Genomic DNA, 23,953 nt, shown 5'->3' on the forward strand with positions numbered 1-23,953 from the left:
AACGGGACCAAGGAGCTACGGTTGGGCGCCAGCGGCGGACGCAACTGCCGGTAAATAAATATTAATCAGCCGTTTCGGTAGTTGCCGTCGTGGCGCGCGCACCTGACTGACCCGCCCATGCGTCTACCAGCGAGATGTCTCCGTATCTCCAATACAGGGTTAACCTGTCGAAGGAGAAATTTATGAGGAATCTTGCTCGCCCGGTTGCCATCGCTCTGATGATTGCAATGGCAGGCTCGTCACCGGCAGGCGCCCGCAATCCGATGGTTGGCGGCGCCGCGATGTATTCGACCAAGACTATCGTCCAGAACGCCGTGAATTCGAAGGATCACACCACATTGGTCGCGGCCGTCAAAGCGGCCGGGTTGGTCGATACCTTGTCCGGGAAAGGTCCCTTCACCGTTTTCGCGCCGACGAACGAAGCATTCGCGAAATTGCCGGCGGGGACCGTCGACACGCTGCTGATGCCTGAAAACAAGGGCAAGCTTACCGCGGTGCTCACCTATCACGTCGTTCCTGGGACCTATACCGCGTCCCAGATCGCAGCGATGGCCGCAAAGCATGGCGGCACCGCGACGCTGAAGACCGTGCAAGGCGAGAACCTCAGGTTCCGTAAGTCGGGCGGCGGCTGGTGGGTCATCGACGCCAAGGGCGGCAAATCGCGCATCACCATTGCCAACGTGATGCAATCGAACGGCGTCATCCACGTCGTCGACACGGTTGTGATGCCCTGAACACGCTTGCGTGCCCGATTGGGGTCGGGCACGCCCGGCGGGAAGGGGTCAATTCAACCGCGTGATGCGGCGACTTCCCGCCGGCCCTATCAGTAGGGACCGGGATCGGGCATGACCATTACGATGAATCGTGGCGTAAACGACGGCCCCGCAAGGGACGAACTGAGAGCGCTGATGCTGGCGACCGCGGACGGCGACGTGCAGGCGTTCGAAACGCTTTATGGCCGGACTTCTGGGAAGCTCTACGGGATCTGCCTAAGGCTGCTCGGCAATGAGGCCGAAGCCCAGGATGTGCTTCAGGACACCTACGTGAAAGTCTGGCAGAAATCGGCGACCTTCGACGGCGACAAGGCGAGCCCGATCACCTGGCTCGCAGTTGTTGCACGAAACAAGGCCATCGACCGTTTGAGGCAGCGGCTTCCGAACAGCGAAGATGTCGGTGCGGCCGAGGGTATTGCCGACGGGGGTCTGTCCGCGATCGATGTGATCGAGGATCGGCAGGAGTCCGAGCGGCTGGCCGGCTGCCTCGACGAGCTTGAACAGCGTACGCGCGACATGATCCGGGCGGCTTTCCTGGATGGCGCGACCTATCCTGAGCTCGCGGAACGGCAGGGTGTCCCGCTTGGGACGATGAAAAGCTGGATCCGGCGCGGCCTCCAGCGACTTCGCGGATGTCTGGAACGATGAGCGACGACCGCACAGACATGGATGACCGCAACATCCTCGCTGGTGAATATGCGTTGGGCGCGCTTACCGGGGACGACCTGCGCCGCGCCCGCGACCTTGACGCCTCGGATGCCGAATTCCGGGCAGATGTCGAACGCTGGACTGGCCGGTTCACTCGCCTGTACGAGGAGGTGTCAGAGGTCGCGCCGCCCCGCATGCTCTGGTCGAGGATTACCGCTGACGTTGGCCACACCGGCGCGTCCGGCAATGTGGTCGCTTTGCGGCGAAAGGTGTCGATCTGGCGCGGTTCGGCGCTTGGGATGACCGGCATTGCAGCTGCTCTTGCTCTTTTCCTGGTGTTCCGGCCGCCGGTCCCGGTCCCGGTCCGGGCCGTTCCGGCTGAGCCGATGGTGGCAGTCCTCGGCGATGCCCAGGAAGCGAAAGTGGTCGCGAATTGGGACCCCGACCGCCGTCAATTGATCACCGTGGTGTCCGGAAAGCTTTCCGGCGATCCCGCCCACTCGCATGAGCTTTGGGTAATCCCGGCCGGCGGCAAGCCGGTCTCGCTCGGAACCTTGCCGGGCTCTGATCAGTCACACGTCACGCTGGCCGAAGCGCTCGCCAAGTTGCTTCAGGAAGGCGCGACGATTGCTATCTCCGTCGAACCGCGCGGTGGCTCTCCGACGGGTGCGCCGACCGGCCCGGTCGTGGCTTCCGGCCCGCTGAAGCCTGCCTGATCCGGATACAAGAAACACCAATCGACGACGCGCTGAATAAGGCTTCTAGCTCGGTTCGGTTTTCACGCGTCGAACAAAGGCGTTGGAAAATTTTCAGCGGCAGATGCCTGCCCAATGGCAGGAACGGGTCGCAGACGCCCGGCGGGATATGCCGGAGATCAAGCACGGATGGGGGTTGGTTTGGCTCGCAGTTGGGAGTCCGAAATGGGTCGAAAGCTGACACTGGCTGCTTCGCGCTTGTGAAACTCTGACGTTTACGTAAGCAGCCGCTCGGAGTGTCGATTCCAGGAGGGGAGAGACAGTCCCGGCTCGGATGGCCCCCCAGCTGTCCGGGCCGTTCCTGATCTCTTTGCCAGCCTAGTGTCCGCTTTGGGTCGAATACGGTCGCGGCGGGTTTGGGTGGAAAGCGGACATAAGCTCCCTTAACTTGGCTCGGTGCATCGTGGGTTTGAATTCGCCGGCCTGGCTGAAGCAATTCTGACCACTGGCCGCACGCAACCGACGTACGACCCCGCGACCTTGACAGCGATCAAAATCGAGTCCGCGGTCCTGATGCGAGCCCACCCGACCAAGATGGATAATCCGGCTGGGTAGTTATATCGCTCGCGCTATTGCTTATTCCGCGGAAAGCGCGCTTCGTTGCTTCAGGAACGACTTTCCACCTGTCCGTCCGCGCCCATGTGGTTGGGCCGCTCCAGCGAACCGCCGGTTCGCCTCCTAGCTAGACAGCTAGATACAGGGAACAATCCGATGAAGAAGTTACTGGCCTTTGGCCTCGCCGTTGCGCTTGCAACGCCCGCATCAGCTCAGCTCAAGCCTTATACGGACTACACTGTGAGCGACACCGTCTCGAATGTCTCCACGATCAAGGTGAAGGAGAACATGGTCGAAGACTACCTACAGGGTATCCGCCAGACCTGGGTAGCCAGCAGCGCAGCTTCAAAGCGGCTTGGGCATATAAAGGACTATCATGTGTATGTGAGTGACCTGCCGAACGGCGGCGAGTTCAATGTCATGCTAGTTACAACGTTCGCCAACACCAGCGATCTGGCGCCAAATAAGGCTCGCTACGAAGCGTTCATGCGAGAGTGGGGAACGGCAAACGAAGCCCCAACCCGAAGTACCACCACTACCGTCTATCCCAATTTGCGGGACATAACGGGTGAATATCTGATGCGTGAAGTGACGTTCATGCCATCGAAGTAGGAGATTGGGGGGCAGAGAGGCGCTTCTGCCCCCGATCTATTCGCTTCCAAAGACTCAATTGATCAAAGCGGGGCAGGAGGCCTACCGGCAGGTTTGGGTCGAAACCTGCCGCTAGATCCGGCAGAGGGCAGCATTCTGGACCGCTAGCTGCCCGCCGCAGTCATCGCCAATGTTCGCGAACCGGCTCAGCGCTTCTTGGGGTCAGGCCTTGCGACGGGTTTCTTGCTTTTACGCAATCCCAGCTGGTTTGCGGTGATTGCCACGGCCATGATCGCGTTCACGATCGCCTCCTCAGCATATCTAGCGGCGCGCATTGTACCACTCTTGGGGCAAGCGGTCAGGAGGGTTTTGGCGGCGTCGGCGCTAACGTCCGATTTCGCGACTTAGTGGCCGCTAGCGAAGCGACCTTGTGATCATGCCGGTCGAGCTTCCGACCTTGATGCCAAGCTTCTTGATGGTGATCAGGCTGTGGGCGGCGCGGCCTCCGGCCAGTGGAATGATCCATTGTTCTACGGAGACGCCGCCCTTCAGCTTAAAGCGGAATCGGAAGCGGTCGCCGACTTCCTCGGCGGTGACCGGCCCTCGCGCCTCGCTCATCGTTCCGACGTAACGGCCCGGGGCGACTTGCTTCATGTGCCAGCGGCGCTGGTACGGCTTCTTGCCTTCATCCTCGACGCGCTGGACCAGGACGAGCGAGCCGTCCGGCTGGATCTTTCCCTGGCCGATGGTGCGTGCCTTGTAGGGTTCCCTGGTGATGAGATCGACGGTGCTCACCATCTCCGTCGCGCCTTCGAAGAAGCGGAGGGGGTAGGGGAGCCGCTCGGCCTTCGCCGCCGGTGCGGAACACAGGAACAGGCTGCCGATGAGCAACGCGGATGCACGCAACGCCATGGAAAGGCTGAACCAAGGCCGTGGGGTCGCGGTTCCTATTGCTGCGTTCAAAGCGTCATCTTTCCCTTGCGAGGCGTCGGAGTCCCGAGCGTTTCACTGGTGAGCGGTGCCCCCGCGTCGAGGAGTGCCTGGCGGCGGCCTTTGATGTCGACGCCGCGCTGGATGTCTTCGAACGGCTTGGTGGCGGCGAAGGCGTCGTGGGCGAGTGCGCGATCGACGAAGCTCGCAACCTTCGGCCAGCGCGCCGGGTCGGGATGGTAGTCGACGTAGGCGGCGTTTCGGAAGAAGGTAGCGATCGCGATGTCGGCCAGGCCGAACTCGCCGAACAGCCAGCCGCTCTCGGGAAGCTGGCCTTCCAGATAGTCCATGACTTCCGGGATGTCCTCGGCCAACGCCTTGTCGATGCGCTGCTGATCGCCCGGCTCGCCCCAGACCATCGGGTGGACGAGCTTCTGATAGAACAGGTTCCAGATGAAGACGTCGCCGAGGCGGGTGTCGGCATATTCCTCGAACCAGCGGGCGCGGGCGCGGTCCTTGGGATCGGAGGGGAGCAGCGGGGGCCCCGGGTAAGCCTCGTCGATGTAGGCGCAGATGACGGAGGAATCGCCCGCGGTGAAGTCGCCGTCGATCAGGACCGGGATGCGGCTCAGCGGGCTCAGGCGGCGGAACTCGTCATTGCCGAAGAACGGCGTGATCGGGTCGATCTCGTAGGCGAGGCCCTTGAGGTGAAGGCAGGCGAGGACCTTGCGGACATAGGGACTGACGAAGCTGCCGATGATCTTCATTTGAGCGTCAACCTTGTGACGTGGCCCATCTTGCGGCCGGGGCGGGCCTCGCCCTTGCCGTAGATGTGGACGTGGGCATTCGGGTCCGCGAGCAGATCCCGCCAGCCGTGGACCTCGTCGCCGATGAGATTGTCCATGGCCACGGCTGCCGCGGCGAGGTCGGTCGAGCCGGGCGGAAGATCGCAGACGGCACGGATGTGCTGCTCGAATTGCGACGTGACCGCACCTTCGATCGTCCAGTGGCCGCTGTTGTGCACGCGCGGAGCGATCTCATTGACGACGGGGCCATGGGCGCTGGCGAAGAATTCGACGGTCAGGACGCCGATGTGGCCGAGGGCTTCGGCAACGCTGGCTGCGGCCGCGCGGGCTTCGGCGGTCTGGCCAGCGATGAGATCGCCGCTGGGAACGGTCGACGTGCGCAGGATGCCCTCGCGGTGGGCGTTGTCGGGACTGTCCCAGAAGGTCGTCCGGCCGTCGGCCCAACGTGCGACGATGACGGAGAACTCGGCGGCAAAACTGACGCCGGCTTCGGCAACCGCGGGCTCGTGGGAAATCGCGTCCCACGCCGCCGCTGCCTCCTCCGGTGAGCGGATCCAGGCCTGGCCCTTGCCGTCGTAGCCGTAGCGGCGGGTCTTGAGCACGATCGGGACGCCAAGCTCGGCGACCGCGGCTTCGACGTCTTCGAAGCTGGAGACCGAGCGCCAAGGGGCGACACGGGCTCCGGTGGCCTCGATGAAGGCCTTTTCCTCCGCGCGGTCCTGGGCGACGGCGAGCGACTTGGTGCCCGGCCGAAGCTTGTCGCCGAGGACCCTGAGCGGTTCGACGGGCAGGTTCTCGAACTCGTAGGTCGCAATGTCGACCGCCTGCCCGAAAGCTGCGAGGGCCGCGGTGTCGTCGTACGCTGCTCTGGTAAAGCCAGCGGCGACATCTGCCGCGCAGGGCCGTTCGTGCGGGTCGAAGATGTGGCATTTGTAACCGAGCTGGGCCGCGGCGACCGCCAGCATCCGGCCGAGCTGGCCGCCGCCGACAATCCCGATGATCGAGCCCGGGGCAATCATTCCGGCGATTCGACCACCGCCTGGGTTTGCTCCTCGCGATACCGCTCGACACGCGCCGCAAGATCGTCGTCGATCGTCGCAAGGATCGAGGCCGCGAGCAGGCCGGCATTGACGGCGCCGGCGCGGCCGATGGCCAGGGTGCCGACAGGGACGCCGGCGGGCATCTGAACGATGGAGAGCAGGCTATCCATGCCTTTCAAGGCCTGGCTTTCGACAGGAACGCCAAGCACGGGAAGGCTGGTCATCGAGGCGGCCATGCCCGGCAAATGCGCGGCTCCGCCGGCACCGGCGATGATGACCTTGAGGCCGCGCTCCTTGGCGGTCGACGCATAATCGTAGAGGCGCTTGGGCGTGCGATGGGCGGAAACGACCTTCGTCTCGTGAGCGACCCCGAGCTTGTCGAGCGTCTCGGCCGCGTGGCGCATCGTTTCCCAGTCCGAGCTGCTGCCCATGATGATACCGACGAGCGGCTGCGACATTCCCCTGCTTCCCTCCGCCTCAGCAATTGTGTCGTTTAGGAACACGCCATCGCATCGTCCAGTCATGGGTATTTTCCCCGAGGCCGAATCAGATTATGTTTTTCGCTCTTAAGGGGAATCTCGGGCTCCTATGAACGATGTGGTCATCGACGTGACCGATCCTGACACCCTGCTTGCAGAGGTGCGGCGCCTCAAGGCCGAGATCGCGCAACTGCAGGAGCGCGTCGAGCTTCTCGATCGCCTCGCCTACCAGGATGTGCTGATCGACCTGCCGAATCGGCGTGGATTCATGCGTCACCTGGAAGCGGCGATCGACCGCGTCAGCCGCTACGATGACAGCGCAGCCATGCTGTTCGTCGACATCGACGGCCTCAAGATGATCAACGACACCTTCGGTCACCAGGCCGGCGACGAAGCGCTCATGCAGGTTGCCGACATGCTTGCGAAGGGCGTCAGGAAGAGCGACTGCGTGGCCCGGCTGGGCGGCGACGAGTTCGGGATCCTGCTGGAGCGGGTCAACGAAGTTGGAGCTTCGGAGACGGCCGACCGCCTTGTCTCGATGATCGCGGATTGCGAGTTCTGCTTCCAGGGTACGTGCCTGCCGCTGAGCGTGGCCATCGGCATTTCAGCAATCGAGCCGAACGATCAGCCGGAGGCGGTCATGGCCCGGGCCGACCTTGCCATGTATCGGCAAAAAGCCGCGGCCTAAGCCGCGCGCTCGCTCAGATAATAGGAATCGCGGACTGTCAGGTCGTCGTTGAGTTCGTAGACCAGCGGCTGGCCGGTCGGAATCTCGACACCCACAATTTCATTGTCGCCGATGTTCGACAGATGCTTGATGATGCCGCGGATCGAATTGCCGTGCGCCGCGACCAGCACGCGCTCCTCACGTCGCAGCGCCGGGACAATCTCCGCATCGTAGTAGGGCAATGCGCGGGCAATCGTGTCCTTCAGGCTTTCCGTATTTGGCACCGGAATGCCGGCATAGCGCCGATCATTGCCGACGGCATATTCGCTATCGTCGGCGAGCGGGGGCGGTGGGATATCGTAGGAGCGGCGCCAGATCTTCACCTGCTCGGCCCCGACCTTGTCGATCATCTCCTGCTTGTTGAGCCCTGTCAGCCCGCCATAGTGCCGCTCGTTCAGATGCCAGTCCTTGGCGACCGGCAGCCACAGGCTGTCGAGCTCGTGCAGGACGAGGTGAAGCGTGCGGATGGCACGGGTCAGGACGCTCGTGAAGCAGCGGTCGAACTCATAGCCGCGGTCCTTCAGCAATTTGCCGGCAGCGCGCGCTTCGTCGACGCCCTGCGCGGAAAGATCGACGTCCCACCAACCGGTGAATCGGCTCTCCAGGTTCCATTGCGATTGGCCGTGGCGAAGCAGGACAAGCGTTGGCATCAGGCGTCGACCCTGTCCTTGGCGGGCTTCTCCGCCTTTGCCTTCGAGAGGTCGGGAAGCGTCGCGTGGAGCGCTTCCAGGCAGGCGAAAGCCAGGAACTTCGACCGCTCCGGGCTCCAGCCGTAGAGCGGGTCGGGCAGGTCGAAATTGTCCTTGAACGGCATTTCTAGGGTCATCGACACGCAGCCGAAGCGCTCGGCAAGCTGGGTGGTGGACATGGACATGTTGGCCTGGCCGGGAGGAGGAACCTCATAGCCCTGGCGGGTCTGGAAGTCGGGCGAAATGCGCTCGAGATTATCGGAGAACGTTTTGAACAGGCCGAGCTGGCGATCCGTCAGCGACGGGATGCCTTCGAACCCGGCGAGGAAGTTCGCCGGGATGGCTTCGTCGCCGTGGACGTCCATCGCGAAATCGACCCCTGTCTCGTCCATCGCATTGCGGACGTAGAGAACCTCAGGGCTCTTTTCGGCCGTCGGCGCATGCCATTCGCGGTTGAGATTGATGCCCACGGCGTTGGTGCGCAGATGGCCGCGCTTCGACCCGTCCGGGTTCATGTTCGGAACGATGTGGAAGGTGCAGTCGCGGCGAAGCACGCGCGAGACGGGATCGTCGGGATCGGTGAGCTTCTCGAGGGCGCCCTCCATCCACCATTCGGCCATGCTCTCGCCGGGATGCTGGCGAGCGTAGAGCCAGACGGTGAGATCGCCGTCGCCGATCGTCAGGCAATCGAGATCCTGTCCGTCGATCGACTTGCCGAGCGAACGATACTCAACGACCGGAAGCGATGCGTACGTCGCAATCAGGTCGTGGTGACGCTCCATCGAGTATGGCGCGAAATAGGCGAGCCAGACGCAGTCGGTTGCCGGCGTGAAGCGGATGGTGAGGATGCCATCGGCATAGCTGGTATCATGGACGCGCAGCCACTCTTCGCGATCGTTCGAGACGACCGCCTTGTAGTCCGGCCAACCGTTCGGATAGGCGGAGTCCGCGCAGTTGGTGATCCGCAGCGTGACTTCGCGGCCCTCGCCGCCAGCAAGGCGGAAATAGAACCACTGGTAGAAGTCGGACATGTGGTCCTTGACGATCTCGAGATCGACCGTGTTGCCGTCCTGCTTCGCGACGCGGATGTTTCCTGCATCGAATGCGCTCGAAATCGTGAGTGCCATGAGACCTTCTTGAAAAATGCCGGTAATCGGCGCCGCTGATAGTGTGAGCCTGTCCATCAAGCAAACCGTCTTCCAGAGCGCATGTGCTTGGCGACAATGGGATAGTCCCCTAAGCAATCCGCAATGGGGGCTTCTTTTCAATGAGGGGCATGATCGCGCGGTGTGGAGTGCTCGCACTGCTGGCGTGCGCGCTCGCCTCGTGCAATCGGACGATTGAGATCCAGGCTCCACCCAAGGTGGAGACCAAGGCGGAACTGCCGAAGCTGATCTCCACCCTCGAAGCCCCGATCGTGGTGCCGATGGCCGATGTTCAGGCGGCCCTGAACCGGGCTGCTCCGACCGTCCTCTGGAACATTAATCAGTATGAGGATGCATGCGTTCCGGCGCAGCGCGCATTCAAGGGCGGCAAGGTGCTTGGCGTGAAGATCTTCGGGCGGAAGGGGCTGAAGGTTACGCCCAACCTCGGTTGCCAGATCGTCGGCCGTGCGGTCCGTGGACCGATCCGGCTGAGCGGACAGGGTCAGATCCTGCAGATGACCATGCCGGTTTCGGCGGTGGTGAGCGTCAGGGACGTCGGCGGCATCATTCGGCAGGAGACCGCCACCGGCGCCGTCAACGTCACCGCCAGCGTTCGCCTGGGCATGCGCAGCGATTGGACGCCGACGGCGAAGCTCGACATCACTTACAACTGGACCAACCCGCCTGGAATCGACCTGCTCGGCCGGCGGATCACCTTCATAAAGCAGGCTGATTCCCGGCTGACCGGAGTCGTTGCCGGGCTCGAGAAGTCGCTGCCGGCCGAGCTTCAGAAGCTGAATGTCCGGCCCCAAGTCGCGCAAATCTGGGGCGGGGGCTTCACGACCATCCTTCTCAACCGCGAGAATCCGCCCGCCTGGATGCGCGTATCGCCGCAAAAGCTCGGCGTTGTCGGCTACAATGCCAACAAGACGAACATTACGCTGACCATCGCGGCGCAGCTCCTTACCGAGACCTTCGTTGGTGAACGGCCGACGGACCCGGTCCCGACGCCGCTCCCGCCCGCGGCCAACGGCCTCAAGGAAGTCGGGATCGTCTTCAACACGCCAGTGATCGCGGACTATGGAGAAATTGAGCCCGTCATCCTCCGCGCCCTGCAGAAGCGCGCGGCCAAGGGGATCAATATTCGAAACGTCGGCGCTGTCGATGCGACGTTCCAGAAGGTGACCGTCTATGCGACCGAGAACGGCAGGGTTGCTGTCGGCATCGACCTGGCCGCGCAACTGGTCGGCAAGCCGCGAACCAGGACGAGCGCCGTCGTCTGGCTGACCGGAACCTTGTTCAACGAACCCAATTCCGCGGTCCTGAGCGTTCATGATCTGGCCATTGCCGGCGACACCAGCAATGCGGCCGTCAATCTTGCAATCCGCTTGTTCACCGACCCGACGATGATCGGGACCGTCCAGGCTGCGCTTACCGAGGATTTCGCGAAGGACTACGATCATGTCATCGCCGCCGCCCGGAAGGCGATTCAGGAACGGCGGCAGGGCGATGTCGTCGTCTCGGCGCAGATCGATAAGGTCGAATCCGGCCGGATCGAAGCGACGGGACAAGGCCTGTTCCTTCCTGTCCGCGCAACCGGAAGCGGGACGATCAAGTACCAGCCGATGAGATAGCTGAGTTAGAGCAAGGGAGTTCTCATGATTGCTTACGTCGCTTTGTCCGTCGCTTCATTGCTGATTGCCGCCTCGTCGCAAGTCGCGACCGCTCCCGTTCCTTCGCAGGCAGCTTCGTCCGAGCGGCTTGCGAAGATCGAAGCCGCCGTCGCCAGTCCAAGCCGGACTCCGGCGAACGTCGTTCGCGATCGGTATCGGCATCCCGCGGCGACCTTGAACTTCTTCGAGGTCGATCCAGGCGACACGGTTGTCGAGATCTGGCCTGGCGGCGGCTGGTACACCGAGATCCTCGCGCCCTACCTCGCAGCTGGCGGAGGCAAGCTATACGCCGGCGCGCCGGATTGGGGACGCAGCGGCCTTGCCAAGCTGCAGCAGGCCGATGCCAAGCTTTACGGTGGAATCGAGGCGGTCGATTTCCCGGCCTTTGATTCGGCTGCAAAGCGTCTTCCGGACGGCACGGCGGATGTCGTCCTGACCTTCCGCAACGTCCATAACTGGCGGATGGGGTACCGCCGCGACGACAAGCAGGACTACAGCGCGGAAGCCTTTCGCCAGATGTTTGCGATGCTGAAACCCGGCGGGGTCCTTGGCATCGTCGATCACCGGCTGCCGGAATCGGCCAGCGAGGAGCGCGAGCGCAGCAGCGGCTACATCAAGGTTTCGACCGTCCGCCGGCTCGCGGAGGCCGCGGGCTTCAAGCTCATCGCTTCGTCGGAAATCAACGCCAATCCGAAGGACACGACCGACTGGCCGGAAGGCGTGTGGACGCTGCCGCCATCGCTGGCGCTGAAGGACCAGGACCGCGACAAGTACCTGGCGATCGGCGAAAGCGACCGCATGACGCTTAAGTTCGTGAAACCAACGGCGTAGGGGCACTGGCGCCGCGCCAAAGCCTCGGCTAGCGATTGCCGCGCATGTCCAAAGTTCCTGTGCTTGTGACCGGCGGAGCCGGATATATCGGCAGCCATGCGGTCCTTGCCCTGCGCGACGCGGGTTGGACCGTTGCCGTAATCGACGACCTTTCGACCGGGACCAAATATCTCGTCCCCGACGACGTCCCTTTCTACGAAGGGAATGTCGCGGACCGTGAGCTCGTTCAGCGCATTATTGCCGAGCAGGGCATCGGCGCGATCATGCATTTCGCGGGGTCGATCGTGGTGCCTGAGAGCGTCGAGAAGCCGCTCGACTATTACCGCAACAATACGGTCGCCAGCCACGCGCTCGTCTCGACCGCGATCGATGCGGGCGTCCGCCACATCGTCTTTTCCTCGACCGCAGCCGTCTACGGAGAGCCGGAGCGGGTGCCGGTCGACGAAAGCGTCGCGAAGATCCCGATCAATCCCTACGGCGCATCGAAACTGATGACCGAGCGAATGCTCGAGGATTCGGCGGCTGCTTATCCGATGAATTACGCGGCGCTTCGCTATTTCAACGTGTCCGGCGCCGATCCCGAGGGCCGCTCGGGCCAGGTCGGCAAGGGCTCGACCCACCTGATCAAGGTCGCGGTCGAGACGGCCGTCGGGAAGCGTGACCATATCGACGTCTACGGCACCGACTATCCGACCGAGGACGGCAGTTGCGTGCGCGACTACATCCACGTCAGCGACCTGGTGGCGGCGCATTTGAAAGCACTCGAGCGGCTAATCGAAAAGCCTGAGGAGAACCTCGTCCTTAACTTGGGCTACGGGCGCGGGCTGTCGGTCATCGAGGTGCTCGACGCGCTGGAGCGCGTGACCGGCAAGCCGATCCGGCGCGAGATCAAGGGCCGCCGCGCGGGTGACCCACCCAACCTCATCTCGTCCAACAAGGCGCTGCTGAGCACGCTCGACTGGTCGGCGCGTTATGCCGACATCGACACGATCCTGACCCATGCTCTCGAATGGGAGAGGAAGCTGCAGTCCCGGAACTGGGAATGAAGTCCAGGACCGTTTGGGTCGCAGCGTTTGCGGCGCTGCTGGTTGGCGCCGCGCCTGCCAAGCCCGCAGAACGTGATCTCGCCGCCGACCGCGTTCGGGCGCACGTCGAATTCCTGGCGAGCGACTTATTGAAGGGCCGTGACACGGGGTCGGAGGGACACCGGATCGCGGCCGCCTACGTGGCCTCGGAGTTCCGAGAACTCGGGCTGAAGCCCGGCGGACTGAACGGCAGCTATTTCATCGACGTTCCATTCCGGAAGGCAACGTTCGACGCCCCTGCCTCCATTACGCTTACGGTCAACGGCAAGAAAATGCCGCTCGTCACCGGAAAGAACGCAGCCATCAGGCCGAGCGTCACCAGCCACGACGTCAGCCTGAGCGCGCCGCTCGTATTTGTCGGGCGCGGCATCTGCGACAAGCAATTGGGCGTCGACGATTATGCCGGCCTCGACGTTCGCGGGAAGATCGTGGTCGCCTTGCCGGACCGGCTGCCGGGCGTTCCCACCGATGTGGCGGCGCACCTCGCGTCGATTCAGGCCCAAACGGCGGGCGAGCAGGGTGCCCTCGGGATTATCGTGCTCGATGATTCTTCAACCATCGCGGGGGATATCCAGCGCTTTTCGAAGCGGCCGGTGATCGACTGGGTGGATTCGCAAGGCCGTTCGAGCCGCGCATCGTCGGCGCAATCGATCGCCGTCTCATCGGAGGTCACCGAGCGGATTTTCGAGCGGGCTCCACGGCAGTTGCGAGCCATCCGGGCGGACGTCGCGACCGGAAAGAAGGTTCGCGGCTTCCCGCTGCCGGCCAGCCTTTCGATTACCGCGAAATCGAACTGGGAGGACTTCACGAGCCCTGAAGTCGTCGCAGTGCTGCCGGGGTCGGATCGCAAGCTGGCCGCCGAGCATGTCGTGTTGATGGGGCACCTCGACCATCTGGGGGTGAGGGCGGACGCCAAGCCAGGTGAAGACGCGATCTACAATGGGGCGCTCGACAATGCGGCCGGCGTTGCAACGATGCTGGAGGCGGCGCACGAGTTCGTCGATTCCGGCAAGCCGCCGCGGCGATCCGTGATGTTCATTGCCAATACGGGCGAGGAATACGGCCTCCTGGGCGCCAGTTATTTCGCGTCGCATCCGACGGTACCCGCGGACAAGATCGTCGGCCTTGTCGACCTCGACATGCCGCTGCTCCTCTACGATTTCACCGACGTCGTGGCCTTCGGCGCAAAGCATTCGACGACCGCAAGGGCTGTCGCCGCGGCCGGGGCGGGCATGAACGTCGCGGTCTCTCCGGATCCGATGCCGCAGGAAAGCCTGTTCGTCCGCTCCGACCATTATCCGTTCGCGAAGCAGGGCGTGCCCGCCGTGTTCCTGATGACAGGCTATGCAAATGGCGGGCGGCCACTGTGGCAGAAGTTCCTGGGCGAAACGTATCATTCCGTGAAGGACGACCTCGGCCAGGCGATTCGCTGGGACGCGGGCGCGAAGTTTGCGGAACTCAATTATCGCATTGCCAGGGCGATGGCTGACGGCGAGCGGAGGCCGATGTGGTACGCCGGGGACTATTTCGGCGAGACCTATGCCCCGGGCCAGCCGAAGGCCCGCCGCTGAGCGCTGCACCTTGACGGCGAAGCCCGTTTTCGCTTAAGCGCGCGACCAGCGGCTGCCCCTGCGGGCGGCCTTCCTTATTTTTGACCAGACGAAACGAAGAGACAGGCGCGCGCCATGAAGATTCGCAACAGCTTGAAGTCGCTCAAGGCGCGCCACCGCGATTGCCGCGTGATCCGCCGCCGTGGGCGCACCTACGTGATCAACAAGACGAACCGGCGTTTCAAGGCTCGCCAGGGCTAAACCCCTGAGAGGGCCAAGCCCTTCAAAAATCGTCATTTCGCTCCCATCTGCGTCAGTTCGGCGCAGATTTGCCGCGCTTCGTCTTTCACCCGCTGTTCACATCGGCGAGAGTAGGAAGCGACGCTAAGGAGTCGTGTGATGAAGATGGTTTCGAAGGGTGCACTGCTGATCGGAGCTGCCATGCTGGCAGTGACCGGATTTGCCGGCGTGGCCTTCGCGCAGGCGAACCAGGGCAACAAGGACCAGGCGACGCCGCGCGGCTGGAACTACGAGATTCGCGACGGTAAGCGCGTGCCCAAGGGCGGCAATCGAATTACCAATCCGGACGGCAGCTGGCGCGAGGAAACGCGCCAGGGCTCATGCGTAACGGTCAAGGAAAAGACCGCGGCGGGCGAGTATAAGGAAAGCCGCCGCTGCGACTAAGCCGGGCGGTCCGGCTTGGGCCGTTTGGTGATGACGCAAGCGGGTAGCTTCAGCTGCTCGACTTCCCGGCAATCACGAACCTGGATTGATCCGTCGGGCCCGACGAAGATCGCGAAGCTTTGCTTGGTGGAGCAGGTGGCGGTCCACATCGAGAGATTGCCATATTCCTGGACGTAGCCAGCATCGGTGAGTGTGTTGCACTTCTTGCCGCTGTCATAGATCGCCCTTCGAAGCGCGATCTTCAGGTTGGATTCGCTGAGATTGTGAAGTGCATTCTGCTGTTCGCTGCGCACCGAAATCTGCTTCGCCGGTGCCGGTTGGCTGCTGTTGTCGCCGCAGCCCGACGCCAGCAGCGCCAGTGCGATTGTCGCCGAGATCCGGGTTCGCATCGAACGTCCTTTCATCATCAACTGATTCAACAACGCAACCGCCGTGAGTTTCACCTCACGAATAGCGAATCTTCACGGCCGCTGCCGCAGCTTTTGCAGTCGCGACCGCGTCCTCCGCATCCGTTCCGCCAGCAAGCGCGATCCCCATTCGCCGATTCTTGAGCGTCTTCGGCTTGCAGAAGATGCGCAGATCGACCGGTGCGCCCGGATGACCACGAGCAAGCGCTTCCGCCAAGCCTTCGAATTCGAAGTTCTCGCTCTCTTCGCTCGCCAGGATGACCGCCGAGGCCCCGGGCCGGGTCAGCTCGATCGAAGGAATAGGCAGCTTCAAGACTGCGCGCAGGTGGAGCTCGAATTCGTTCGGGAATTGGGTGATCAGAGTCACCATGCCCGTATCGTGGGGACGGGGCGACAATTCGGAGAATATCGCCTGGTCGCCCTTAATGAAGAACTCCACACCGAAGATCCCGTAGCCGCGGAGCGCCTCGACGATCTTCCGCGCCTGCCGCCGCGCCGATAGCAGCGCTCCGTCGGCGATCTTGGCCGGCTGCCAGCTCTCGCGATAATCGCCGGCTTCCTGTCGGTGACCGATCGGCGCGCAGAACAGGACGCCGGCCTCGGTGGCGACAGTCAGGAGCGTGATCTCGCTGTCGAACTCGATGAATTCCTCGACAATGACGCGGGGCCGGTCGCCGCGCATGTTGGCCACGGCGTAATCATAGGCGGCACCGACATCGCCCGCCTCCTTGACGGTCGTCTGGCCCTTGCCGGAGCTCGACATGACCGGCTTCACGACGCACGGCACTCCGATCTCGGCGGCAGCCGCGATCGCATCCTCGCGGGACTCGGCGAACTTGTAGCGCGAGGTGATCAAAGCGAGGTCGCGTGCGGCGAATTCGCGGATGCCGTCGCGGTTCATGGTCAGCTGAACCGCCTTCGCCGACGGAGCGACCCGCCAACCGTCCGATTCGAGCTTGGCGAGAGTGTCCGTGTCGATCGCCTCGATCTCCGGAACGATGACGTCCGGCTTGTGCTTCTTCACCGCCGCAGTCAGCGCCTTGCCGTCGAGCATGGAGAAGACCTCGAACGCATCGGCGACCTGCATTGCGGGGGCGCTCTCGGAGCGGTCGCAGGCGATGACGCGGCAGCCGAGCCGCTTGGCGGCAATTGCAAATTCCCGGCCGAGTTCGCCCGACCCCAGGAGCATCAGAGTGGCAGTGTGCATCGCCGGGCGATAGCGGCGCTCGCAATCGTCGGCTAGACCACGGCCGTTCGCTGTGGAGGGCTGAGATGCGTGCAATGCTTCTGTTTTCAACTGTCCTGATTGCCGCCTCGCCTCCCGCGAAACCCAAGACTCCGTCCGAAATCGTCGCGGGGGCTCCCGCGGGCGCTTGGCGAGACATCAGCCCGGACGATCTGCTGGTGATGGATCTTGCCAACGGAAGACAGGTGGTCATCCAGCTCGCACCGCAGTTCGCACCGGTCCACGTCGCGAACATTCGCGCGTTGGCGAAAGGGAGCTGGTGGACCGGCTCGACGATCTACCGCGTGCAGGACAATTACGTTGTTCAGTGGGGCAACAACGAAGGCAAGAAGCCGCTTCCGGCCGGTGTCGTCGCCAAGCCGCCGGCCGAATATCATCGATCGCTAGAGGGATTATCCGTCCGACCCTTGGGTTATCCGGACGATTTCGCCCCCAGCGCAGGCTTCGCCGGCGGCTGGCTGATCGGCTATGACACCAAGGCGGGCACGGCGAATCTCACCCACTGTTACGGCTATGTCGGCGTGGGCCGGGACCTGTCACCGGACACGGGAACAGGCGGGGAATTGTACGCCGTCATCGGTCACGCGCCGCGTCACCTCGACCGCAACATCGCGGTGGTCGGCAGGGTCATCGACGGGATGGATCGGTTGAGTTCGCTACCGCGAGGGACCGAGGCGCTCGGCTTCTACAAGAGCGAGAGCATGCACGTGCCGATCGCCATGGTTCGGCTGGGAAGCGAAATCCCTGCAGCCGCCCGGCCATCCTACCAGTACATGGATACAAGCAGCGCGACGTTTGCGGCTTATGTGAAAGCCCGCGCCAACCGGCAGGACGAATTCTTCATCCGCCCGGCAGGCGGCGTCGACTTGTGCAATGCGTCGGTGCCGGTGCGGAAGAAGGCAGCTTAGGCGGCCCAGGCAGCGTCCTGGTGGCGGTTTTTGTGCTGAATGATCGCGGGGCCAGCGTATGAGCGCATGCCGGCCTCGGCCAGCGGCAAGGCCGTGGCACAGAACGCGCACTCCGCCGACATTCGACCGATCAGCCAGTGCGTGCGGCCGCAGCCGGGGCAGTGATTGACCTCATGCTCCCGGTACACGGCGTGATACCCTCTACCAGTCAGCGTCCTCAGCGCGTCGTTGGTCGGCATTGTCCGATCCTTCCTTTCGACCGCTCTCAACGCCGTGACCGCGGCAGTGGTTTCATCGATATTGGGCGATCCGCGCCCCGTTGCCTGAATCCGCGCCAGGCCGGGAACTGGATGAAATCACGCGAATTGTTGCCGTGGTGCGGAGCAGGTTCTGCTTCGCAGAAAGGGGGGATTGGCCTAGCATGTCGAGTCATGGCCGACACGAGTAAGGCGTTGAATTCGAAGGCCGGCGAGGCGAGCGCCGAAGCGGCCTCGGAATCGGGCAGTCCGATCGAACTTGCAGGCGGGGGATTCGACTTCTCCGGTATGCTTGCAGTCGCCGACATGCTGCCAGTCATGGTGGCTTACATCGGCGAGGACCTTCGCTACCGCTTCATGAACAAGCCCATGGCCGACTGGTTCGAGCGGCCCCGCCTGGAACTGCTCGGACTGACGATCAGGGAACTGCTCGGCGAAGAAGCCTGGGCCATGCGTGAGCCGCTGATTGCGGCCGCCTTCGCGGGGGAACGCAAGTTCTTCGCGACGGACTTCAGGCACCCCACCCGCGGCAATCTGGCGGTCCAGACCAATTACATGCCTTGGACGGATGGCACTGGAAGGGTTCGGGGCGTCATCGTTCTCGTACAGGACGTGACCGAGCAACGCGCAGCGGAACGAGCCCTTCGCGAGAGCGAGGATCGCTTCCGCCGGATCGCGAACCAGGCGCCGGTCCTGATGTGGGTGACCCGCCTCGACCGCACCCGCGACTTCGTCAACGACGCCTATGTCGATTTCGTCGGTGGTGACCGCGAGCTCGCCCGTACGCTCGACTGGCGGGAGCGCATCCATCCCGACGATCATGACCGGATCGTCCAGGAATCGATCGCCGGCGAGGCGGGTCGCGGCACCTTCACGCTTGAGGGACGGTACCGGCGCGGCGATGGCGAATACCGCTGGTTGAGAAGCACTTCGTCGCCGCGTTACGCGCCGGACGGCGAGCTGGCCGGCTTCATCGGTGCGGCCACTGACATCACGGTCGCGAAGGAGGCCGAACTCGATCTCAAGCGCCAGGTCGAGGAGCGGACTGCCGAGTTGGTCCGGCGCGAAGCGCAGTTCCGGGCGGTCTTCGAAGCCGCTCTCGAGGTGATGGTGCTGCTGGAGCCCGACGGCACGGTGCTGGCGGTCAACAATCGCCGCGAGATCTGGCGGCATCCCAATCCCGACGATGCGATCGGCCTCAAGCTCTGGGATTCGCCGACGATGAAAGCCTATCCGCAGCATCGTGCGGTGATGAGGGAGGGTATTGCCCAGGCCGCGAAGGGCAGGATCTTCACGACCGAAGTCCAGATGGAGCGGGCGGGACTTCCTACGGCGATCCTCGACGTGTCGGTCCAGCCGGTGAAGGACACCGATGGATCAATCATCTATTTATTGTTCGAGGCGCGCGACATCACCGAGCTGAAGGCTGCCCAGGCGCAGCTCCGGCAAAGCCAGAAGATGGAGGCGCTCGGCCAGCTCACCGGCGGGATCGCGCACGACTTCAACAACCTTTTGACCGTGGTCGTCGGCGGCCTCGATCTCCTGACCAAGCGGATCGAGGACGAGAAACTAAAGCGCTACGCCACCAACGCGCTCACCGCCGCGGAGCGGGGCGCGCGGCTGACCGGACAGCTTCTCGCCTTCAGCCGAGTCCAGCGGCTGGAAGTCCGCGCGACGCACATCGCGCCACTGATCGACAATATGCGGCCGCTGCTGAAGAACGTGCTCGGGCCGGGCATCGAGAAGAAGTTCGACCTCGACGAGGAGATGGTGCCGGTCCTCGCCGATCCAACCCAGGTCGAGGTTGCCGTCCTCAACCTCGCGATCAACGCGCGCGATGCGATGCCTGAAGGAGGGGTGCTGACCTTCAAGACGCGGCATGTGGTTGTCACCCAGGAGACCGACCTCGACCCGGGCGATTACATCGAGCTGAGCATCAGCGACACCGGTTCCGGCATGACCGAGGACGTGCGCGAGCGGGCCTTCGAGCCGTTTTTCACGACCAAGGAAGTCGGCAAGGGCACCGGCCTTGGGCTGTCGATGGTCTACGGGATGGCGCGCCAATCGGGCGGAGTCGCGCGGATCGTCAGCGAGCCCGGCAAGGGGACTTCGGTCAGCCTGTTCTTCAAGGCCGCGGGGCCGGGCGAGAAAGCCACAGCCGGCGACTCCGAGGAGCCGGCCGGCGAACCTCAAACGTCGGCGGAGCGCATCCTCGTCATCGACGACGACCCCGACGTTCGGGAATTCATTTCCGAGGCGCTCGTCGACCAGGGCTATGTCGTTCGCCAGGCTCCAGACGGCAAGACTGGGCTGAACGCCTTCTCGTCAGAAGTGCCTGATCTGGTGGTGCTCGATTTCATCATGCCCGGTCTTTCGGGGGCCGACGTCGCCAGCAAGATCCTATCGACCCATCCCGGCCAGCCCATTCTGTTCGTGTCCGGATACAGCGAAACCGATTCCATCAAGCGGATCGCACCCAACGCTCCGCTGCTCACCAAGCCGTTTCGGGCGGAAGCCCTGTCGAAAGCCGTGCGCTCGGCGCTAGTCCGAGGCTGATTCCGCCAAAAGGTGATCGGCCGTCCGCAGCGCGAGAGCGACGATTGTCAGAGTCGGATTGGCCCAGCCGCTGGTCGGGAAAATCGATCCGCCGGCAACGTAAAGGTTCTCGACGTCGTGGACCCGGCAGTCGCCGTCCACGACGCCCTTCGCCGGGTCGCTACTCATGCGCGTGCCGCCGAGCTGGTGGTAGTTTGCGAAGGGGTGGTTCCCGACGGTGTAGTCGATCGGCCATTGCGGGTCGGGGTCGGACAGCCACTCGGTCGGCGTCGCGCTACCTTTGCCGAGACGGCGCAGCTCGCGGTCCATGACATCGGGGAATATCCGGGCGGTACGTTTGTCGATGTCGCTCAGCTTCCACACGAGATCGGCGCGCGGTGACCCGAGCGCGTCGCGTTCGCCTGAAAGAATGACGCGGCTTTCTGGGTTTGGCGCCTGCTCACCGCGCGTGATCGCGTAAAGGTGGGTGCGCCCGGTGTTGGCCCGAATCTTCTCGAACCAATTGCGGACCGAGCGATGGAAGGCGGTGCGCACGGCCCGATAGAGATGGTCGGCCATGCGGCCCTTGCGGTCAGGCGAGATGTTGTGGCGGAGCTTGTTGTAGACGGCGCTGCTCATGTTCACGCCGTGCTTCGGGTCGCGTTGCAGCTTGAATGTGACGATGCTGTTCAGGACCTCGTGCTTCCGCTGGGCGTCGTCGGCGAGGCGAAGCGCCGGCGCCAGCGGCGGCCGATCGCGGTAGAAGCGCTTCTGGAACAGCGCCCACAACTCATAGGGCTCGCGCGTCTCGATCTTCGCTACGCGGCCGGCGGGATGCTCCATGAAGTAGCGGCCGACATTGTCGTGACCATTGCCGATGCCGTTGGCGAGCAAAAGGCGCGAATTTTCGATGGCCCCGCAGGCGAGTACGTAACGGCGCGCCCTGATTGTCGTGCTTCGGCCCTCCAGCGAGCGGACTTCGACCCCAACGACAGCCCTCCCTGCTTCGGAAGTAGTGATTTGAGTGACGTTGGCGTGTAGCAGGACAGTGACGTTGGGGACCTCGAACAGGTCGCGCGCGCGGGCGGCCGTGAACCGCTCCATTTCCTCGTCGAAACGCCATAGCTTCGCGTCGAGCTCGGAAGGATCCAGGCCGGGATCGGGGACCCCAAGCTGCTGCCACACATCATGTTCGTAATTGAACTCGCCGACATCGAAGATGGCGTTCGCTTGCCGGTAATATGGATTTAGCTGCCTTCGGTCGATGGGCCAGCCGCTGTGTTCGACCCAGGGACGCTGCTCGAAGTCGATCGGGTCGAGGACCGCGCAGCGTCCGCCCCAGATCGCGACCGTGCCGCCGAAGAACCGGAGCCTTGAATCGTGCAGGTCGTAATAGGGCATGCCGAGATTCGCGCCCCGGTAGAGATCCTGCGTCGCCTGCTCGAAATCCGTTCCGCCGCTTTCGACGAGGCAGACCTTTAGCCCGCCCTTGGCAAGGCGGCGAGCAAGCGGGATGCCGGCCGCGCCGGCGCCCATCACGCAGATGTCGGCGTCGATAGGGCCGAGGCCCTCTGCGGTTCGAAGATCGATCAGCATGGTGGGTTAGGCAGCCTTGCTCTGACCCTGGCTCATCGACTGCTGCCACCAGCAACTGAACATGGCGATCGCGTAGAGGATGCGGCCGTGATTGGCCTCGCCGCGCGCGTGCTCGTCGAACAATTGTTCGACCGCATCGGGCTGCAAGTAACCGAGCTGCCGGGCACCGCTATCGTTCCAGGCCTCGCGAGCGAAGCGGCTGAAGTCGCCGCGGAACCATTCGGCGAAAGGCAGCTGGAAACCCAGCTTGCGGCGGTCAAGATGGTCCTTGTTGAGCCATGGCTCGATCGCCTTGCGGAGCGAGTATTTCCCAACCCGGCCGCGGAGTTTCATGTCCTGCGGTACCGTCAGGCTCCAGTCGACGAACTCGCGCGACAGGAAGGGGACGCGCGCCTCCAGCGAATGCGCCATGCTGCCCTTGTCCAGCCGGTTCAGCAGCGACCCGGGCATATGGATGGTGAGATCGCCGAGCATCAGCTGCTCAAGCGGGGACAGCGCACGGTGCTCGGGCAGGAAATATTCCGCCTCCAGCTTCTGGTAGCTCGCGGGCCCTTCCTGTTCTTTCCAGAAGGACGGCGCGTAAAGCCGGGATCGTACTCCCGGCGTCGAGATCTCGGTCGCCGCGATATAGCGTTGGAGATTGTTCTCGAGCAGCGCCGACTGGCGGAAGCGGCGGGCGCTCTGAACCTGGTAGTTCCAGCGCGCAAGGCCGCTCCTGGGCAGTGCGTCGATCAAGTCGCCGAGATGGAGCGGGCCGTTGAGCAAAGGCGCGAGGCGGGATGCGAGGAGAGCGGTCCGCTGTCGCTTGTAGCCGGCGAAAATCTCGTCGGAGCCCTCGCCGCAGAGAACGACCTTTACCTGCTCTCGCGCGAATTTGGACAGGTGCCAGATTGGAACCGCCGCAGTCGCTGCGCATGGCTCGTCGAAATCGGCCTGGACTTGTGGAAGCACGTCGCCCGCTGCCGCCGGCTCCAGCGGCAGGACATGATGCTCGACACCGAGGTCCCTGGCGATCCGCGCCGCCGACGCGCTTTCGTCAATCGACGTTCCGGGAAAGCCCAGAGTGAAGGCCTTGACCTGCGTGTTCGCGACTCGAACCATCGCTGCGGTGATCGCGCTGGAGTCGATCCCCCCTGACAGGAAAGCGCCGACCGGCACGTCGGCAAGCATGTGGCTTTTGACGGTGGCGAGTACCCTGCTTCGGGTTTCTTCGATCCATTCGCCTTCAGTCAGATTGTGGCGGACATTGAAGCGCGGTTGCCAATAGGTCTTTGCATTGCTGCTCGACCGGTCGACTTCCATGAATTGACCGGGACCGAGGCTCCGCGCGTTGTGGAAAATCGATCGGGGCGGTTGAACGTAACCGTAGCAGAAGAAGTCGTGAACTGCCCGGTCGTCGAGCTCCCAGCGATGACCAGGAAGCACTCGAAGCGCGCGGAGATCGGAGGCAAAGGCAATGCCGCCTTCCTGCTCGGTGATGAGCAGGGGTTTGATTCCCAGCGGGTCGCGGGCGAGCGTCAGCCGGCGATCGGCATGATCCCAGATTGCGATTGCGAACATGCCGTCAAGGCGGCCCCATGCGTCGTTGCCCCAACACACAAAAGCCTGAAGGATTGTTTCTGTATCGCTGTGGGTGCGGAACCTGGCGCCGCGCCGCTCCAGCTCCGGCCGAAGCTCGAGGTGATTATAAATCTCCCCGTTGAAAACGATCGAGTAGCGGCCGTCCTCGGTCCGCATCGGCTGGTGGCCGCCTTCGATGTCGATGATGCTGAGGCGGCGCATGCCGAAGCCGAAATCGCCATCGACCGTCACGCCGTAATCGTCAGGTCCACGCGAATAGATGGTGTCGCACTGCCGCTTCACGACAGCGCTGGAGACCGCTCGGCCGGAGCGTCTATACCATCCCGCTATTCCACACATGTCGCTCTGCCCCCGACAGGCTGGAATCATAAGGCCCGAAGCCAATTCTACAACAGCGCAGCGGCTCTGTTCGTCCCGAACGTCGATTGTCCCCAACCTTGCCCTCGGCAAAGCACGGTCATA

General features: G+C 63.3%; 24 protein-coding genes. 13 read left to right on the forward strand and 11 right to left on the reverse strand.

The features are described 5' to 3' along the window. Positions 1-182 precede the first annotated feature (182 nt). From ABD928_RS09380 to ABD928_RS09395, 4 genes are all read left to right on the forward strand, one after another. Positions 183-734, forward strand: coding sequence for a fasciclin domain-containing protein (locus ABD928_RS09380; RefSeq protein ID WP_187715407.1), 552 nt, complete (start codon positions 183-185; stop codon positions 732-734). Positions 735-845: 111 nt separating this feature from the next. Next, positions 846-1,421: a sigma-70 family RNA polymerase sigma factor gene (locus ABD928_RS09385; protein WP_345168212.1), complete on the forward strand. Its 576-nt coding sequence runs from the start codon at positions 846-848 to the stop codon at positions 1,419-1,421. Continuing rightward, positions 1,418-2,137: an anti-sigma factor gene (locus tag ABD928_RS09390; RefSeq protein ID WP_187715406.1), complete on the forward strand. Its 720-nt coding sequence runs from the start codon at positions 1,418-1,420 to the stop codon at positions 2,135-2,137. Before ABD928_RS09385 ends, ABD928_RS09390 begins: the two co-directional genes overlap by 4 nt. A gap of 750 nt (positions 2,138-2,887) precedes the next feature. Further along, a complete protein-coding gene (locus ABD928_RS09395) occupies positions 2,888-3,343 on the forward strand; it encodes a hypothetical protein (protein ID WP_187715405.1) in 456 nt (151 codons plus the stop codon). Between the two features lie 393 nt (positions 3,344-3,736). On the opposite strand, the gene ABD928_RS09400 is transcribed toward ABD928_RS09395, so the two are convergent. From ABD928_RS09400 to purE, 4 genes are read right to left on the reverse strand one after another with little or no spacing between them, the layout of a single operon-like run. Next, the gene (locus tag ABD928_RS09400; RefSeq protein ID WP_345168217.1) at positions 3,737-4,228 is read right to left on the reverse strand and encodes a hypothetical protein; all 492 of its coding nucleotides are present in this window, start codon (positions 4,226-4,228) and stop codon (positions 3,737-3,739) included. Positions 4,229-4,281: 53 nt separating this feature from the next. Continuing rightward, on the reverse strand, positions 4,282-5,019 hold the full coding sequence (locus tag ABD928_RS09405) for a glutathione S-transferase family protein (protein WP_345168219.1): 738 nt from the start codon (positions 5,017-5,019) through the stop codon (positions 4,282-4,284). Then, positions 5,016-6,077 carry a 5-(carboxyamino)imidazole ribonucleotide synthase gene (locus tag ABD928_RS09410; RefSeq protein ID WP_187715402.1) on the reverse strand — a complete coding sequence of 354 codons (1,062 nt, stop codon included), beginning with the start codon at positions 6,075-6,077 and terminating at the stop codon, positions 5,016-5,018. Before ABD928_RS09410 ends, ABD928_RS09405 begins: the two co-directional genes overlap by 4 nt. Continuing rightward, positions 6,074-6,556, reverse strand: coding sequence for a 5-(carboxyamino)imidazole ribonucleotide mutase (purE, locus tag ABD928_RS09415; RefSeq protein WP_187715401.1), 483 nt, complete (start codon positions 6,554-6,556; stop codon positions 6,074-6,076). Before purE ends, ABD928_RS09410 begins: the two co-directional genes overlap by 4 nt. Before the next feature lie 130 nt (positions 6,557-6,686). Between purE and ABD928_RS09420 the strand changes: the two genes are divergently transcribed. Then, positions 6,687-7,265, forward strand: a complete 579-nt coding sequence (locus tag ABD928_RS09420; RefSeq protein WP_187715400.1) for a GGDEF domain-containing protein — start codon at positions 6,687-6,689, stop codon at positions 7,263-7,265. Here the strand turns inward: ABD928_RS09420 and gpmA are convergent. Both gpmA and ABD928_RS09430 read right to left on the reverse strand, forming a co-directional pair. Beyond that, positions 7,262-7,954, reverse strand: coding sequence for a 2,3-diphosphoglycerate-dependent phosphoglycerate mutase (gene gpmA / locus ABD928_RS09425; RefSeq protein ID WP_345168222.1), 693 nt, complete (start codon positions 7,952-7,954; stop codon positions 7,262-7,264). The genes ABD928_RS09420 and gpmA overlap by 4 nt on opposite strands. Beyond that, a complete protein-coding gene (locus tag ABD928_RS09430) occupies positions 7,954-9,120 on the reverse strand; it encodes a M14 family metallopeptidase (protein WP_187715399.1) in 1,167 nt (388 codons plus the stop codon). The genes gpmA and ABD928_RS09430 overlap by 1 nt, the downstream gene beginning before the upstream one ends. 149 nt (positions 9,121-9,269) lie before the next feature. Here ABD928_RS09430 and ABD928_RS09435 point away from each other — a divergent pair, with 149 nt between their 5' ends. The 6 genes from ABD928_RS09435 (at position 9,270) to ABD928_RS09460 (ending at position 14,961) form a co-directional block, all read left to right on the forward strand. After that, positions 9,270-10,772: a DUF4403 family protein gene (locus ABD928_RS09435; protein ID WP_345168225.1), complete on the forward strand. Its 1,503-nt coding sequence runs from the start codon at positions 9,270-9,272 to the stop codon at positions 10,770-10,772. A 24-nt stretch (positions 10,773-10,796) separates the two neighbouring features. Beyond that, on the forward strand, positions 10,797-11,642 hold the full coding sequence (locus ABD928_RS09440; protein WP_187715397.1) for a class I SAM-dependent methyltransferase: 846 nt from the start codon (positions 10,797-10,799) through the stop codon (positions 11,640-11,642). A gap of 44 nt (positions 11,643-11,686) precedes the next feature. Further along, positions 11,687-12,688 carry a UDP-glucose 4-epimerase GalE gene (gene galE, locus ABD928_RS09445; protein ID WP_345168229.1) on the forward strand — a complete coding sequence of 334 codons (1,002 nt, stop codon included), beginning with the start codon at positions 11,687-11,689 and terminating at the stop codon, positions 12,686-12,688. Next, entirely contained in the window at positions 12,685-14,298 is a 1,614-nt protein-coding gene (locus tag ABD928_RS09450) for a M20/M25/M40 family metallo-hydrolase (protein WP_345168232.1), read from the forward strand. The genes galE and ABD928_RS09450 overlap by 4 nt, the downstream gene beginning before the upstream one ends. A gap of 114 nt (positions 14,299-14,412) precedes the next feature. Continuing rightward, positions 14,413-14,538 (forward strand): type B 50S ribosomal protein L36, encoded by a 126-nt coding sequence (gene ykgO, locus ABD928_RS09455; RefSeq protein WP_118857849.1) that lies wholly within the window; start codon positions 14,413-14,415, stop codon positions 14,536-14,538. Positions 14,539-14,676: 138 nt separating this feature from the next. Further along, positions 14,677-14,961, forward strand: a complete 285-nt coding sequence (locus tag ABD928_RS09460; protein WP_187715396.1) for a hypothetical protein — start codon at positions 14,677-14,679, stop codon at positions 14,959-14,961. Here the strand turns inward: ABD928_RS09460 and ABD928_RS09465 are convergent. Together ABD928_RS09465 and purT are read right to left on the reverse strand one after the other, a co-directional pair. Continuing rightward, a complete protein-coding gene (locus tag ABD928_RS09465) occupies positions 14,958-15,350 on the reverse strand; it encodes a hypothetical protein (protein ID WP_187715395.1) in 393 nt (130 codons plus the stop codon). The genes ABD928_RS09460 and ABD928_RS09465 overlap by 4 nt on opposite strands. Before the next feature lie 55 nt (positions 15,351-15,405). Next, positions 15,406-16,575: a formate-dependent phosphoribosylglycinamide formyltransferase gene (purT, locus tag ABD928_RS09470; RefSeq protein WP_187715394.1), complete on the reverse strand. Its 1,170-nt coding sequence runs from the start codon at positions 16,573-16,575 to the stop codon at positions 15,406-15,408. Between the two features lie 65 nt (positions 16,576-16,640). Between purT and ABD928_RS09475 the strand changes: the two genes are divergently transcribed. Further along, positions 16,641-17,522, forward strand: coding sequence for a peptidylprolyl isomerase (locus ABD928_RS09475; protein ID WP_345168249.1), 882 nt, complete (start codon positions 16,641-16,643; stop codon positions 17,520-17,522). Here ABD928_RS09475 and ABD928_RS09480 read toward each other — a convergent pair. Next, entirely contained in the window at positions 17,519-17,761 is a 243-nt protein-coding gene (locus ABD928_RS09480) for a hypothetical protein (RefSeq protein ID WP_345168252.1), read from the reverse strand. The genes ABD928_RS09475 and ABD928_RS09480 overlap by 4 nt on opposite strands. A gap of 192 nt (positions 17,762-17,953) precedes the next feature. Between ABD928_RS09480 and ABD928_RS09485 the strand changes: the two genes are divergently transcribed. Next, positions 17,954-20,335 (forward strand): PAS domain-containing protein, encoded by a 2,382-nt coding sequence (locus ABD928_RS09485; RefSeq protein ID WP_345168254.1) that lies wholly within the window; start codon positions 17,954-17,956, stop codon positions 20,333-20,335. Here ABD928_RS09485 and ABD928_RS09490 read toward each other — a convergent pair. Next, complete coding sequence (locus ABD928_RS09490) at positions 20,321-21,910, reverse strand: FAD-dependent oxidoreductase (protein ID WP_187715391.1); 1,590 nt, start codon at positions 21,908-21,910, stop codon at positions 20,321-20,323. The two genes, ABD928_RS09485 and ABD928_RS09490, sit on opposite strands and share 15 nt — an antisense overlap. Before the next feature lie 6 nt (positions 21,911-21,916). Beyond that, the gene (asnB, locus tag ABD928_RS09495) at positions 21,917-23,860 is read right to left on the reverse strand and encodes an asparagine synthase (glutamine-hydrolyzing) (protein ID WP_345168258.1); all 1,944 of its coding nucleotides are present in this window, start codon (positions 23,858-23,860) and stop codon (positions 21,917-21,919) included. Positions 23,861-23,953 lie beyond the last annotated feature (93 nt).

Origin of the sequence: Sphingomonas daechungensis (genome assembly GCF_039543105.1) — a bacterium.
Lineage (GTDB): Bacteria > Pseudomonadota > Alphaproteobacteria > Sphingomonadales > Sphingomonadaceae > Sphingomicrobium > Sphingomicrobium daechungense.

Coding starts and splice junctions, on each gene's coding strand:
- ABD928_RS09380 (WP_187715407.1), top strand. CDS start 183: ATGAGGAATCTTGCTCGCCCGGTTGCCATCGCTCTGATGATTGCAATG.
- ABD928_RS09385 (WP_345168212.1), top strand. CDS start 846: ATGACCATTACGATGAATCGTGGCGTAAACGACGGCCCCGCAAGGGAC.
- ABD928_RS09390 (WP_187715406.1), top strand. CDS start 1,418: ATGAGCGACGACCGCACAGACATGGATGACCGCAACATCCTCGCTGGT.
- ABD928_RS09395 (WP_187715405.1), top strand. CDS start 2,888: ATGAAGAAGTTACTGGCCTTTGGCCTCGCCGTTGCGCTTGCAACGCCC.
- ABD928_RS09405 (WP_345168219.1), bottom strand. CDS start 5,019: ATGAAGATCATCGGCAGCTTCGTCAGTCCCTATGTCCGCAAGGTCCTC.
- ABD928_RS09410 (WP_187715402.1), bottom strand. CDS start 6,077: ATGATTGCCCCGGGCTCGATCATCGGGATTGTCGGCGGCGGCCAGCTC.
- purE (WP_187715401.1), bottom strand. CDS start 6,556: ATGTCGCAGCCGCTCGTCGGTATCATCATGGGCAGCAGCTCGGACTGG.
- ABD928_RS09420 (WP_187715400.1), top strand. CDS start 6,687: ATGAACGATGTGGTCATCGACGTGACCGATCCTGACACCCTGCTTGCA.
- gpmA (WP_345168222.1), bottom strand. CDS start 7,954: ATGCCAACGCTTGTCCTGCTTCGCCACGGCCAATCGCAATGGAACCTG.
- ABD928_RS09430 (WP_187715399.1), bottom strand. CDS start 9,120: ATGGCACTCACGATTTCGAGCGCATTCGATGCAGGAAACATCCGCGTC.
- ABD928_RS09435 (WP_345168225.1), top strand. CDS start 9,270: ATGATCGCGCGGTGTGGAGTGCTCGCACTGCTGGCGTGCGCGCTCGCC.
- ABD928_RS09440 (WP_187715397.1), top strand. CDS start 10,797: ATGATTGCTTACGTCGCTTTGTCCGTCGCTTCATTGCTGATTGCCGCC.
- galE (WP_345168229.1), top strand. CDS start 11,687: ATGTCCAAAGTTCCTGTGCTTGTGACCGGCGGAGCCGGATATATCGGC.
- ABD928_RS09450 (WP_345168232.1), top strand. CDS start 12,685: ATGAAGTCCAGGACCGTTTGGGTCGCAGCGTTTGCGGCGCTGCTGGTT.
- ykgO (WP_118857849.1), top strand. CDS start 14,413: ATGAAGATTCGCAACAGCTTGAAGTCGCTCAAGGCGCGCCACCGCGAT.
- ABD928_RS09460 (WP_187715396.1), top strand. CDS start 14,677: ATGAAGATGGTTTCGAAGGGTGCACTGCTGATCGGAGCTGCCATGCTG.
- ABD928_RS09465 (WP_187715395.1), bottom strand. CDS start 15,350: ATGCGAACCCGGATCTCGGCGACAATCGCACTGGCGCTGCTGGCGTCG.
- purT (WP_187715394.1), bottom strand. CDS start 16,575: ATGCACACTGCCACTCTGATGCTCCTGGGGTCGGGCGAACTCGGCCGG.
- ABD928_RS09475 (WP_345168249.1), top strand. CDS start 16,641: ATGCGTGCAATGCTTCTGTTTTCAACTGTCCTGATTGCCGCCTCGCCT.
- ABD928_RS09480 (WP_345168252.1), bottom strand. CDS start 17,761: ATGCCGACCAACGACGCGCTGAGGACGCTGACTGGTAGAGGGTATCAC.
- ABD928_RS09485 (WP_345168254.1), top strand. CDS start 17,954: ATGGCCGACACGAGTAAGGCGTTGAATTCGAAGGCCGGCGAGGCGAGC.
- ABD928_RS09490 (WP_187715391.1), bottom strand. CDS start 21,910: ATGCTGATCGATCTTCGAACCGCAGAGGGCCTCGGCCCTATCGACGCC.
- asnB (WP_345168258.1), bottom strand. CDS start 23,860: ATGATTCCAGCCTGTCGGGGGCAGAGCGACATGTGTGGAATAGCGGGA.